The following is a 13,808-nucleotide window of genomic DNA, read 5'->3' on the forward strand; positions in this document are numbered from 1 at the left end:
AAGAATAATTTCTATCTTTGCAATCCCTAAAGGGAAAAGGAGATTAAATGATTAATGGCAAAAAAACAAGTAGCAGAAAAAGAATTAGAGGCTAAAAAAGCCGAATTACAAGGTGCAGACGCCCGTCTCACTGAAAGAGAAACTATTGAATCAGAAGCTGATTCATTATCGATCGAACAGATCAAATCATCTTTAGCAACACCAGATCAGGATTTTGACTGGGATGCAGACGACAAAGCTTTCGGAAAATACTCTGACGAAGACCGTAAAAAGTTTGAGGACATGTATACCGATACTTTCAATCAAATCAACCAGGGTGAAATTATCAGCGGTATTGTTGTATCAATCAACAATAAAGACGTTGTATTAAACGTAGGATTTAAATCTGACGGTTTAGTATCAACATCTGAATTCCGTGATACTCCTGATTTAAAGATTGGCGATACAGTTGATGTATTCGTAGAAGCTCCTGAAGATGCAAATGGTCAGTTGATTTTATCTCGTAAAAGAGCTAAAACACAAAGATCATGGGAATCTATCAACGAAGCCCTTGACAATGACAGAATCATCAACGGATTTGTTAAAAGCCGTACTAAAGGTGGTCTTATCGTTGACATCATGGGTGTTGAAGCTTTCTTACCTGGTTCTCAGATCGACATCAAACCGATCCGTGATTACGATGTTTATGTAGGTAAAACAATGGAATTCAAAGTTGTGAAAATCAACCACGAATTTAAAAACGTTGTAGTATCGCACAAAATCTTAATCGAAGACGATTTGGAAAGTCAAAAAGTTGAGATCGTATCTAAACTTGAAAAAGGTCAGGTACTGGAAGGAACTGTTAAAAACATTACAGACTTCGGTGTATTCATCGATTTAGGTGGTGTTGACGGTTTACTGCACATTACTGATATTTCCTGGGGCCGCATAGAGCATCCGAAAGAAGTATTAAGCTTAGATGAGAAAATCAATGTTGTTGTTCTTGACTTTGATGACGAGAAAAAACGTATTGCTTTAGGCTTGAAACAATTAACTCCACACCCTTGGGAAAGTTTAGATACTAACCTTGTTGTTGGATCTAAAGTTAAAGGTAAAATCGTTACTGTAGCTGATTACGGTGCATTCTTAGAGATCATTCCTGGCGTTGAAGGTTTAATCCACGTTTCAGAAATGTCCTGGTCACAAAACTTACGCAGTCCACAGGAATTCCTTAAAGTTGGCGATGAAATCGAAGCTGAAGTATTGACTTTAGACCGCGATGAACGCAAAATGAGCTTAGGTATTAAGCAATTAACTCAGGATCCTTGGCAAAATGTTGCTGAAAGATACCCTATTGGAAGCAAACATACTGCTGTAGTTAAAAACATGACTAACTTCGGTGTATTCGTTGAAATTGAAGAAGGTATTGATGGTTTAATCCATATCTCTGATCTTTCATGGTCTAAAAAAGTTAACCACCCTAACGAATTCACTAAAGTTGGTGATACATTAGACGTAGTTGTTTTAGAATTAGACGTGGATAGCCGTAAATTAAGCTTAGGCCATAAACAATTAGAAGAAAACCCTTGGGATACTTTTGAAACTATCTTCACGTTAGATTCAATCCACCAGGGAACTGTTGTTAAAGTAACGGATAAAGGCGCTGTGATTGCTTTACCATATGGTGTAGAAGGTTTCGTACCAACTAAACACATGGCTAAAGAAGACGGTACTACAATCAAAGCTGAAGAAACCAATGACTTCAAAATCATTGAGTTTAACAAAGATGCCAAACGTATCGTTGTTTCTCACGCCCGTATCTGGGAAGAGGCTAAAGCTGAAGTTGCTGCTGAAGAAAGAGCTTCTAAGAAAAAAGACGCTAAAGCATCCAGCAATGCAGTTAAAAAAGTTAAAGATTCAGTTGAGAAATCAACTCTTGGTGACCTGGGTGTTCTTGCACAATTGAAAGAACAAATGGAAGGCGAAGAAAGCAAAAACAAAGCTAAATAATCTTAAAGCTTATATATTTGAAAAGCATCCCCTAACCGGGATGCTTTTTTTATGTCTTGTATTTTAAATGGGTACGTTATCTTTTGATATGGTATAAGACCGTATACCTCGCCTGTTTTATGCCTGCAGATATATATAAATATTGATATCATAAGATAAGGATATCAATATTCATGTATCATTACAGGAATTTAGCTTTCAGCTCCGCAGTGGGAACCATACAGCTCTCCTCTTTACCCCAGATGCGGTATCTCCTTCTGGCAATCTGGTCGTAAACAAAATCGCGGATAAATGCAGGAACAATAAGGAAGCCATACAACAGGTTCCATCCGCCTCCTAAATGGGCAGCAATGCGTAATGCCGCCGTGGAACGTTTATAAACCTTACCCTTTTCTACCAGGATGATAGAACTTGGCATTACCTCCAAAGTATCCGCAGGCGCCAGGTACTGCCGGGCCACATCACTCTGTAGGGGAGCAAATCTGAAGACATCTTTTTTATCCCTTTTGATCACAAATTTCACAGAGCCGGTACACAGGTTACATACCCCGTCAAAAAAAATTATAGAATGCTCCATGCCTCAAAGTTAATTAATTAGCATAAGTTTGAGCCTTGTTCAGGATGACCTTCTCAAATTAATTGAAATTGCATCCCAGTAATTCAATCCGATTTTTTATATTTGCCTAATCAATTTGTCAATGCAAAAAAGAACCCTGCTAGACGGTAATAAGTTCCAAATCACAATTAAGCGACTTTGTCATCAATTAATTGAGAATCATACCGATTTTTCTAATACTGTACTGATTGGCATACAACCCCGCGGCAGTTACTTCGCTGACCGGGTAAAGCAGGAACTCTCCGAAATACTCAAAACAGAGAACATCAGAAAAGGTAATCTTGACATCACTTTCTTCAGGGATGACTTCAGGAGAAAGGACGGAATCGTATCCGCAAGCAGCAACACTATCGATTTTATTATTGAAGGATGTAATGTAGTCCTGATTGACGACGTGTTGTGGACCGGCCGGACCATCAGGGCAGCTTTAGATGCCTTACTGGCTTACGGGCGCCCGGCGAAGGTTGAGCTCATGGTACTGATCGACAGACGGTTTTCCAGACATGTACCTATAGAACCTGATTATATCGGGCAGCAGGTGGACAGCCTGGACTCACAGCTGGTAAAAGTGAGCTGGAAAGAAACCGAGGGTGAAGACAAAGTAATTTTATTATCAGAACGAAATAAATAAGAAATGGCAGCAGAAAAACTATCAACACGACATCTTTTGGGCATCAAAGACATCAACCTGAATGATATTGAATTGATTTTTGAAACTGCAGATAATTTCAGGGACGTGATCAACAGGCCGATCAAAAGAGTTCCTTCTCTGCGTGATATCACTATCGCGAATATCTTCTTCGAAAATTCTACCCGTACCAAACTTTCTTTCGAACTTGCAGAAAAAAGGTTGTCTGCAGATGTGATCAACTTCGCTGCATCTTCCTCTTCTGTCAGTAAAGGAGAAACGCTGATTGATACGGTGAACAATATCCTGGCGATGAAAGTAGATATGGTGGTAATGAGACATCCCTATGCAGGGGCTGGTGTATTTTTGAGCAAACATATCAACGCACAGATCGTTAATGCAGGAGACGGGGCACATGAGCATCCTACGCAGGCACTGCTGGACGCCTATTCCATCCGCCATAAACTCGGAGAGGTCAGGGGCAAGAAGGTAGTGATCGTTGGAGATATCCTGCATTCACGGGTGGCGATATCCAATATCCTCTGCCTGCAGAAACTGGGTGCCGAGGTGATGGTCTGCGGGCCTACTACACTGATCCCGAAACATATTGAAAGCCTCGGGGTAAAGGTAGAGCACAACCTGATCAAGGCACTGAACTGGTGTGATGTGGCCAATATGCTGAGGATTCAGATGGAAAGACAGGACATCAAATATTTCCCTTCTTTAAGAGAGTATGCAATGATGTACGGTCTTAACAAACAGATCCTTGATAACCTGGATAAGGAGATCATAGTGATGCATCCTGGGCCGATCAACAGGGGTGTGGAGATCACCAGCGATGTGGCAGACAGTAAACAGTCCATCATTTTAGACCAGGTGGAAAATGGCGTAGCTGTACGAATGGCAGTACTCTATTTGCTTGCTTCTCAGAGAGATTAGCCTCTTTGTAACTTTCTTAATACCATTTCGGAGAACTTTACGTTAAACAGTGTTATTAACACTTGTTAACTTCTAGTGTTAACAAGTGATTCTACAATTTTTATATTAGCACCAATATATTTAAACCAAATGCAGAAAAAATACCTTTTTATTCCGCTTTTATTAGCCGGTAACCTTACCGCAGGTTATGCGCAGGTAAGTGCGTTAGTAAACCTCAATAAAAATTATCAGACTGGCCTCGAATTACTCGATAACGAAAAATATGTTGCTGCCGCTCAACAGTTCAGACTGGTGGAACAGCTGAGACAAAAACCGGGAACTCAGCAGGAAAGTAACGCTGAGCTTTCCCTCTTAAAAGAAAATGCGAAGTTCTACGCCGCCGTTTGTGCCCTTGAATTGGGTAATAACGATGCTGAAAGCCTCTTCCAGACTTTTATCAGGGACTACCCGCTAAACCCGAACACCAAACTGGCATTCTTCCATGTCGGTAAATCATACTTTGCACAAAAGAACTATGCAAAGGCACTGGAATGGTTTGAGAAAACAGATCCTTCTACCCTTTCAAAAAAACAACGTACAGAATACCAGTTCAAACAGGGCTATTCTTACTTTGTACAGAAAGATATCGTAAAAGCGGAGCCTTTGTTCGAACAGGTGAAGAATGAAGAAGGCCCTTTCCAGGAAAGCGCTACTTACTATTTTGCCTATATCAGATACCAGAACAAGGACTATAAAACAGCTTTAACAAATTTCGAAAAGCTAAAAGGTTCTAAAACCTATGAGGCCAGCTATCCTTATTATATCACCTCCATGTATTACCTGGATGAAAGATATGACGATGTGATCAGCTACGCTATCCCCATACTGAAAAGCTCTAAACAGCAGTTCGAAGCAGAAATGCTGAGCCTGATCGCGGCTTCCTACTTTGCAAAGTCTGACTTTAAAAATGCAGAGCTCTACTTCAGGGATTTCTATTCCAAAGATAAATCAGAAAAGAAAAATAACCTCTTTATTTACCAGTACGGATATTCCCTCTTCCAGTTAAACAAGACTAAAGAAGCAGTTACCATCCTGTCGCAGTTAAATACTGATGATGTATACCTGCAAAGTGGTATGTACACACTGGGCCGCGCTTTCATTAAACTGGCCGATAAAGAAAAAGCAAGAAGCGCATTTTTCAGGGCTTCCCGCTTAGAGTTCGACAAAGGCATACAGGAAGAATCCTGGATCAATTATGCAAGACTGAGCTATGAGCTTGATTTTAATCAGCAGGCGCTGGAATCCACACAGAGTTTCCTGAAACAGTTTCCAAGATCGGCAAAGATCAATGAAGCCAAAACGTTACTGGGAGAGATCCTGCTGACCAGCAAGAACTACCAGGCAGCAATCGATATCCTGGAGCCTATTGCAAAAAAATCACCTGAAGCTGAAGAAGCTTATCAGAAAGTAACCTACTTCAGAGGACTTGAATTTTACAATGAACGTGCCTTCCCGAATGCGCTTTCGATGTTCATCCGCTCAAATACTTTTCCGGACGACAAAGAGATCCATGCCTTAAGTACGTATTGGATGGCAGAGTCCATGTATGAACTGCGCAAGTATGGCGAAGCCGTAAAAACATTTGAGAAGTTCCTCACCATGCCTGACGCGGATAAAACGAAAGTATACAACTTCGCCAATTATGCACTGGCCTACGCAGCCTTCGAAGATGAAAAATATTCAAAAGCTGCCAATTATTTTGAACGTTTCCTCAGCGGGGATGATAAAGATAAAAACACGGTTGTGGATGCTACAGTACGTCTGGCAGATTCATACTTCGTCAATAAAAGTTATGGCAATGCCTTAACCTATTACAACAGGATCATCAGCGATAAATCTACCGGTGATGATTACGCACTTTTCCAGAGAGGAATGATCCAGGGGCTGCAGGATCAGAACGATACCAAAATCGCTACCATGCAAAGCCTGCTGCAACAATTCCCTTCATCAAACTATGCAGATGACGCAGGTTTTGAAACAGCCTATACCTATTTCAATAAAGGGGAACTGGATAAATCCAAAAATGACCTGACAGCACTGATTGCAAAATATCCAAACAGCAGTTACGTGCCAAGGGCACTGGTAACCATAGGCCTGGTACAATACAACCAGGACCAGGATGATGCAGCACTGGAAACCTTCAAGAAGGTAATCGCAGATTATGCAAGCACAGAGGAGGCGAAACAGGCATTGGAATCGATCAAAAACATCTATGTAGACCGCGGGGATGCGAATGGGTTCATCACCTATGCTGCCACTACCCCTATCGGGAACTACACTGTAGCTGATCAGGACAATATCGTTTTCCAGGCAGCCAATACCAGGTACCTGAAAGGTGATGCCCAGGGAACTGTGGAAAGTATCAATGCTTATTTTGATAAGTACCCCAAAGCGATACATGCCAAAGAAGCCAGGTTCATCAGAGCTGAGTCACTCGTAAAACTGAACCGCCCGGATGAAGCAGTGCCGGACTATGAATTTATTCTGAACGACTGGACCAGCGATTATACAGAACGCTCGCTGATCAGTATCTCTAAATTATTCCTGGACCAGAAGAAATACAATGAGGCAATCGTTTATCTGAAAAGACTGGAAACTACGGCCGATTATAAATCGCACTATTCTTTTGCCATCAACAACCTGCTGAAAGCATATACGGAGCTGAACAGTGCTGATGACATGCTCAAGTATGTCCAGCTCACGAAAGAGTCTGACAAGGCTTCGGAAGAGGAGATCAACAGTGCAGACCTGTATGCCGGTAAAGCTTATCTGTTAAAAGCAGATACCGCATCAGCGGTAAAAGCCTTCGCTAATGTAGCCAGTAAAACAAAAACCCTGGCAGCAGCTGAATCAAAGTATACACTTGCCCAGATCCAGTACAATAAACGTGAATACAAAACTTCACAAAAAACTTGTTTCGATATCATCAACAATATGCCTTCTTACGATTATTGGGTAGCTAAAGCATTCATTTTACTGGCAGACAATTACGTTGCACTGAAAGATAACCTGCAGGCAAAAAGTACACTGCTCAGTATTATCGACAACTATGACGGTAAAGACGAAATTGTAGCTACTGCCAAAGAAAAATTAGAAAAAATTAAATAAGACCAAGCATCATGAGATTGAGCAAATTATTATATCTATCAATATTCTTCCTAACGGCAGGCACCCTGACCGTAAATGCCCAGGATAAGAAAACTACGGATAAAAAAACTACCGAGAAGAAGACCGATAAAAAAACTGAACAAAAACCGGAAGAGAAAAACGACGACAAGGCGGTAACGGAAGAGATCGAAGTCGTAAGGCCCTATAAGCCGATTCTGGCTGAAGCCGTAAAACTGAGAAGAAGCCCCGACCTGAATGACGTTAAAACTTACAAGGCCCGTTTCAATTATGCGCTGACGGACAGGAAGCTGCAGCTGAACTCTGATATCGATAAACTGTATGCACAGGATGTAGCCGCAGAAAAACAAGCCGAACTGATCAACAATTACGTGAAAGGAGGCCTTGGTTCTGCAAGTACGATCCTGGGAGAGGCATATATCAACCTGGGCCGCGATGAAGCTTTACAGGCAGGCGGTTTTTTCAGGCATTTCAGCCAGGATGGCAAACTGGAAGGCCAGAAGTTCAATCAGCAGCAGGTAAGCGTTTTTGGACGCAGTATCGGCGATAAGCCAATATTAAGCGGCCGTGTGAACTACGAGAGAAAAGGTTTCTATTTCTATGGCTTTGATGAGAATAACCCACTGAGGAACCTGACCCCGGGCAAACAGGCTTTTAACTTTATTGAAGCTGAAGCCGAGGTGGTTAATAAATATACTGAAGATCCTGATGCACTGAGTTACGCCGCGAAGGTGAACGGTTATGTATGGGGCGATCAGCTGTCAGCAAAGGAGAACTCAGTGGTAGTAAACGGATACCTGAACAAAAGGATCAGCAGCTTTAATTTAGGCCTGGCTGCATCTACAGAATTTGGAAATACCAAAGATGAACTGACAAATGTATCCAATAACCTGCTGCGCTTGAATCCTTATATCAGGTTAGAGGCAAATGGAATAAAGATCAATGCGGGAATTAATTACGTGCAGGAGTTTGGTACCGTTTCGGCAGGCCATTTATTCCCTGCTGTAACGGCCGACTTCACGGTGATCCCCGATTACCTGCAGATTTTTGCTGAGTTAAAAGGAGATGTGAACAGGAATTCAATGAAAGACCTTACCGATGACAACCCTTTCCTGAACGGCAATATTGCCATTAAGAATTCGATTGAAAAGCTAAGTTTCAGCGCAGGTATTAAAGGTACAGGCGGACCAGGTTTTGGCTACAAAGTAAGGGTATACCGCAAAGAGATTACAGACATGCCACTTTTTGTCAACAACTTTAATGATCCTACAAAATTTGATGTGATCTACGATTTTGGAAATACCAAAATACTCGGACTGGAAGGCGAATTGTCTGTACAGGTGAGCGACCAGCTAAGGTGGACAGGTAAGTTAAACCTTGAAGATTACAAACCGGCTTCGGAAAGTTATAGTTGGTTTAAACCTCAGTTGCGCATCAGCTCTAACCTGCTGTATAATGTGACTGATAAGATTGGCTTTAATGCAGCTGTAGTGATCCAGGATGCAAGCAACGCGAAAATATACACCGCTGCCCCTGCCAGTCCTTATGTGATTCCAAACCAGGCCATTGAAACCGTTGCAAATGTGAAAGGTTTTGTTGACCTTGGAATTGGTGCTACCTACAAGATCAACGACAGGTTCTCGGCTTTCGTTAAAGCAAACAACTTACTGAATACCAAATACAGCAGATATTTGTATTACCAGGTGATCGGCGTTAATGTTTTCGGCGGAATCAGCTACTCATTCTAAGCAAATCGATTTTATAATTGGTTGATACGGAATTAAAATTTATTTTTACCAGAATGGATGTCTTGTCTTATCTCTCAGAGCTTATTCAAACGCGTAAAGCAGTTGGGATTACCGGTTTGGGAACTGTGTTTAAAAAGAAAATACCCGGAAGGTATGATGCGGAAACGCATTCATTCGTCCCGCCCAGCTATACGCTGGATTTTACCACAGAGGTGAAAGAGGATGTCATACTTGCGGCCTATATTGGTAAAAAGAGAAATGTTTCCAGTGACACTGCAACCTATTTTATCAGCGAATTCAGCGCCGACACGCTCAGAAGATTAAATAATGACCATGAGGCAGATTTTGCCGGACTGGGCAAACTGGTAAAGGTCGAGGAACAGATCAGATTTGAACCAGCGGAGTCTATCAATTACGGCTTCGATTTCTATGGCCTGCCCGTGGTTAAGGACGAACAGGAACTGCCGCCGGACGAGATCCTGGCAGATATTCAGGATGTAGAGGAAACTCCTGCAGATCCTGTTGAACCGCTGCCTCCTGCTGAAACAGAAGAACCGACAATTGAATCCGTAATAGCAGACAATACCAGCATGGAAGAAAATCCCGGCGACGGGGAAACTCCTGCCGCCCCGGAAGCGACTGCACCAACGGAAACTGAGGTACCGCAGGAAAACCAGGAAACACCTGCCACGGAACCGGTAAATCCATTTGCACAATACAAAAAGAACGAGCAGCAGCTGCGCGAGGAGATCGAGTCACTGAATTTCTACCGTTCCAAATCTCCCTACCTGAAATCCACAGGCCCGGCCGATGAAGATGTGATCCTGAAATTAAATAACATTATCGCTAAGGATGATACAATCGCTGAAGTACCGCCGATAGATCCTTATCCCGTCTATCCTTCACAGGCAGAGGAAAATAAAACAATGCCTCTATACGTAAAGATCCTGCTCAGTGTAGTGATCCTTGTTTTGATGATGGGAATCGTTTATTTTCTTAAACCGGAGCTGTTCAGTTCGCTGACTGGCAAATCATCCGCCCCTGCGAAACCACTGCTCCTGTCGCCGCCGAAAGCGGCACAGAACTCTTCACAGGTTGATTCACCGGGAGCAGCAGATTCTATCCAGAAAAGTGGTGCAGCTTTACCTGCAGTGACAGAAGATACGATCATCAAAACAATGCCATCCGCGCCGGCAGACACCGCTACGGTATATGAAATTATCGGCGCTTCCATGCATGACCAGAAAGAGGCCGACAACTTCATCGCACTGATGAAAAGAAGCGGCATAAATGCTAAGGTGGTAACCAACATGTCCGGAAAGAGACTAAAAATGAGCATCGCTACGTTAAAAGATGAAAAATCAGCCAAGGAAGAGCTGGACAGACTGTCAAAAAAATTAAAGATACCAGGAATATACATTTACAGAAACAAACAAAAATAATATGACCACATTGCTTCAGGTTACTACAGATACAGTGAAACAATTAACGGATACCGCTAATGCTGCGAAACAGGCTGTAGTTGCTGCACCTCAGGAACTCCATTTCTTCGACCTCCTCATTAAAGGCGGATGGGTAATGGTTCCTCTTGCTGTTCTCGCCTTTGCCGGCCTTGTCATCTTTGTAGAAAGATACATCACCATCAGGAAATCTTCCAAATCAGAAGTGAACCTGATGATTCAGATTAAACAATATATCCATGACGGCAGACTGGAAAATGCAATTGCATTGTGCAGGAACACCAATTCCCCACTGGGAAGAATGCTTGAAAAAGGCATGAGACGTATAGGCAGGCCAATCAAGGACATTGAAGCCGCCATTGAAAACGTGGGCAAACTGGAAGTATCCAAACTGGAGAAAAACATCAGTATCCTGGGGATCATCGCCGGTATTGCACCTATGCTGGGTTTCGTAGGTACGATCGTTGGGGTTATTACCATTTTCCACGATGTATCTATTAAAGGTGCCATCGAAATTGGTACAATTTCCGGAGGTCTCTATACGAAGATGATTACCTCTGCCAGCGGGCTGATCGTGGGTATCATTGCCTATGTGCTTTACCATATCCTTAACGCCATGGTGGAAAGAATTATCCTGAGAATGGAAACAGATGCATTAGAATTTATTGATCTATTAGAAGAACCAGGTAAATAATGAATTTACGCAAAAGAAATAAGGCAAGTGTTGAAGTTCATACTTCGGCACTGAATGACATCATGTTCTTCCTGATGCTGTTCTTTCTGCTTGCTTCGGCGGTAGTCAATCCGCAGGTTGTTAAATTGCTGCTTCCCCGGTCAGAATCCGGACAGCAATCTTCAGCCCAGAAAACCGTTACTGTTTCTATAGATGAAAAACTAAATTATTTTGTAGAAAAGCAACCGGTTACCCTGGAAACGATGAAGGCCAGTATTGAAACCTATCAGCGTGCATCTCCGGACCTGACCATCGTTTTATATGTAGCCAGAGGCGTGTCAATTGAAAACACAATGGCCGTATTTGATGTTGCTAATCAGTTAAAACTGAAAGTTGTATTGGCAGTAGAACCCAAAAAATAATGACTCCATATAAAGAGGAAAATAATTACCCGAAAGCAGTAGCTATCTCAACGGCAATTTTAGCCGGTTTGCTGGCTTTGAGCCTTTTTATTGCTATTGGTACCTTCCAGCCGGCCGAAGAGGCAGGAATGGGCGGTATGGTGGTGAATTACGGTACTTCTGTAGAGGGCATGGGATCTGATTATACAAGTGTTGAAGAACCCTCTGCTGATCCTGATGCGAATAACCAGCCTCCCGATAAGGTAGTACCTGATCAAAAGGTTACCCCTGAAAAATCATCCGAAAGCTCTGATAAGGAGATCACCACCCAGAATACGGAGGAAGCGGTAAGCATCAGCACAAAAAAAACAAACAAGCCTTCTACCCCTACAGCCACTACCGTAGAAAAACCGGCAAAACCGGCGATCAACCAGAATGCACTGTATAAAGGTAAATCCAGTAAAGGTACGGGTGGCGGTGACGGAACAGGAACTACTCCCGGCAACCAGGGCTCTGTGAACGGAGATCCGCTGGCCAATAATTATGGCGAAGGCGGATCTGGATTCGGAACCACCCCCATCGCGCTGAGACGCTTCACCAACCTGGTTACCCCCCAGGATGACGGACAAAAAACAGGTAAGATCGCTGTGAGGATCACGGTAAATAAACAGGGCATTGTAGTTGAAGCTACACCCGGTGTAAAAGGTACCACCTTACAGGACCTTGACCTCTGGGCTAAATGTAAGGCCGCTGTAATGGGTGCCCGTTTAAACCAGTCCGATTCTGCACCCGATCTGCAAACGGGAGTAGTGGTGTTCAATTTCAAAGTGAAATAATATGCTGATTTGATACGTTAAAAGTATTAGGTTTTTTGTGCTATGACTTATTCAGAAACTCTCGATTATCTATACAATAGGTTACCAATGTTTACACGCCTTGGCGCCGCGGCCATCAAAAAGGATGTAGACAACACCATACTGCTCTGCGAGCCGCTCGGAAATCCACAGCTAAAATATAAAACCATCCATGTTGCCGGCACAAACGGGAAGGGATCTACCTCGCATATGCTCGCTGCCATTTTACAAAAAGCGGGTTATAAAACCGGTCTCTATACCTCTCCCCATCTTAAAGATTTCAGGGAACGGATCAGGATCAATGGCGAAATGATGACCGAGTCCTTTGTAGTGGACTTTACCGCAAACCAAAGAGAACAGATTGAAACCATTAACCCTTCTTTTTTTGAGGTGACCGTTGCGATGGCTTTTGAATACTTCGCCACTGAACAGGTTGACGTTGCAGTGATTGAGGTGGGTCTGGGCGGAAGGCTGGACTCTACAAATATCATCACGCCTGAGCTGTCCGTAATAACCAACATCAGTTTTGACCATATGAACGTGCTGGGTAATACACTGCAGGAAATTGCCTATGAAAAAGCCGGGATCATCAAAAAGGGGATACCGGTGGTGATCGGCGAAAAACAGGAAGAGTGCGCCCTTGTATTTATCAGTAAAGCAGCTGAGATGTCAAGTAATCTCCTGTTCGCCAGTACCGAACTCCACGTAGCCGATACCTGCAAAGACGGTACACAACTGGTTACCTCTGTCTATAAAAATGATAACTGTATCTTCAGGGACGTCAAACTTGACCTTACCGGAAGCTATCAGCTTAAAAACTTACTTACAGTTATCCAATCCATTATAGTATTAAGGGAAAGCAGGTTCAATATTGCTGATGAAGCTGTTTATGACGGTCTTGCCGGTACTGCAGAAATCACAGGACTGCAGGGAAGATGGCAGACCTTAAGCCAGCACCCGCTGGTGATCTGTGACACCGGCCATAATACAGCAGGAATCCGGGAAGTATTGCAGAACATCCAGGCCACTCCCTACAAACATTTACACATCGTGATCGGGATGCTGAAAGATAAGGACGTGACAAGTGTGCTCAGACTGCTGCCTGCAACGGCAACGTATTATTTTTGCCAGCCCGGTCTTGAAAGGGCCCTTCCGGCAGCGGACCTTGCACAACAGGCCGAAAAATTCGGTTTAAATGGCAAAATATTCGATACCGTCGCTTTAGCACTGGATACAGCAAAACATCATGCTGATCCGGATGACCTGATTTTTGTTGGCGGAAGTACTTTTGTTGTTGCAGAGGCAATTTAGCCTGTTTCTTAACATTGTATTTAT

At 43.0% G+C, this 13,808-nt stretch carries 11 protein-coding genes; 10 read left to right on the forward strand and 1 reads right to left on the reverse strand.

All coding sequences use genetic code 11. From position 1 onward, the window contains the following. Positions 1-54 precede the first annotated feature (54 nt). Positions 55-1,989 carry a 30S ribosomal protein S1 gene (gene rpsA / locus BLW16_RS03335; protein WP_090555121.1) on the forward strand — a complete coding sequence of 645 codons (1,935 nt, stop codon included), beginning with the start codon at positions 55-57 and terminating at the stop codon, positions 1,987-1,989. A 181-nt stretch (positions 1,990-2,170) separates the two neighbouring features. On the opposite strand, the gene BLW16_RS03340 is transcribed toward rpsA, so the two are convergent. Next, positions 2,171-2,566: a thiol-disulfide oxidoreductase DCC family protein gene (locus tag BLW16_RS03340; protein WP_090555123.1), complete on the reverse strand. Its 396-nt coding sequence runs from the start codon at positions 2,564-2,566 to the stop codon at positions 2,171-2,173. Positions 2,567-2,687: 121 nt separating this feature from the next. On the opposite strand from BLW16_RS03340, the gene pyrR reads away from it, so the two are divergent. The 9 genes from pyrR (at position 2,688) to BLW16_RS03385 (ending at position 13,784) form a co-directional block, all read left to right on the forward strand. Continuing rightward, complete coding sequence (gene pyrR / locus BLW16_RS03345) at positions 2,688-3,236, forward strand: bifunctional pyr operon transcriptional regulator/uracil phosphoribosyltransferase PyrR (protein WP_090555124.1); 549 nt, start codon at positions 2,688-2,690, stop codon at positions 3,234-3,236. A 3-nt stretch (positions 3,237-3,239) separates the two neighbouring features. Next, positions 3,240-4,172 carry an aspartate carbamoyltransferase catalytic subunit gene (locus tag BLW16_RS03350; protein ID WP_090555127.1) on the forward strand — a complete coding sequence of 311 codons (933 nt, stop codon included), beginning with the start codon at positions 3,240-3,242 and terminating at the stop codon, positions 4,170-4,172. A gap of 129 nt (positions 4,173-4,301) precedes the next feature. Beyond that, positions 4,302-7,319, forward strand: a complete 3,018-nt coding sequence (locus BLW16_RS03355; protein WP_090555130.1) for a tetratricopeptide repeat protein — start codon at positions 4,302-4,304, stop codon at positions 7,317-7,319. Positions 7,320-7,330: 11 nt separating this feature from the next. Continuing rightward, on the forward strand, positions 7,331-9,085 hold the full coding sequence (locus tag BLW16_RS03360; protein WP_090555132.1) for a porin family protein: 1,755 nt from the start codon (positions 7,331-7,333) through the stop codon (positions 9,083-9,085). Between the two features lie 53 nt (positions 9,086-9,138). Beyond that, on the forward strand, positions 9,139-10,527 hold the full coding sequence (locus BLW16_RS03365; protein WP_139298249.1) for a hypothetical protein: 1,389 nt from the start codon (positions 9,139-9,141) through the stop codon (positions 10,525-10,527). A 1-nt stretch (position 10,528) separates the two neighbouring features. Beyond that, a complete protein-coding gene (locus BLW16_RS03370) occupies positions 10,529-11,239 on the forward strand; it encodes a MotA/TolQ/ExbB proton channel family protein (RefSeq protein WP_090555134.1) in 711 nt (236 codons plus the stop codon). Then, the gene (locus BLW16_RS03375) at positions 11,239-11,640 is read left to right on the forward strand and encodes an ExbD/TolR family protein (protein ID WP_090555135.1); all 402 of its coding nucleotides are present in this window, start codon (positions 11,239-11,241) and stop codon (positions 11,638-11,640) included. Before BLW16_RS03370 ends, BLW16_RS03375 begins: the two co-directional genes overlap by 1 nt. Continuing rightward, the gene (locus tag BLW16_RS03380) at positions 11,640-12,455 is read left to right on the forward strand and encodes an energy transducer TonB (protein ID WP_090555136.1); all 816 of its coding nucleotides are present in this window, start codon (positions 11,640-11,642) and stop codon (positions 12,453-12,455) included. The genes BLW16_RS03375 and BLW16_RS03380 overlap by 1 nt, the downstream gene beginning before the upstream one ends. 87 nt (positions 12,456-12,542) lie before the next feature. Beyond that, the gene (locus BLW16_RS03385; RefSeq protein WP_245735111.1) at positions 12,543-13,784 is read left to right on the forward strand and encodes a bifunctional folylpolyglutamate synthase/dihydrofolate synthase; all 1,242 of its coding nucleotides are present in this window, start codon (positions 12,543-12,545) and stop codon (positions 13,782-13,784) included. The last annotated feature ends 24 nt before the right edge of the window (positions 13,785-13,808 follow it).

The sequence above is a fragment of the Pedobacter hartonius genome (assembly GCF_900107535.1).
Taxonomy (GTDB): domain Bacteria; phylum Bacteroidota; class Bacteroidia; order Sphingobacteriales; family Sphingobacteriaceae; genus Pedobacter; species Pedobacter hartonius.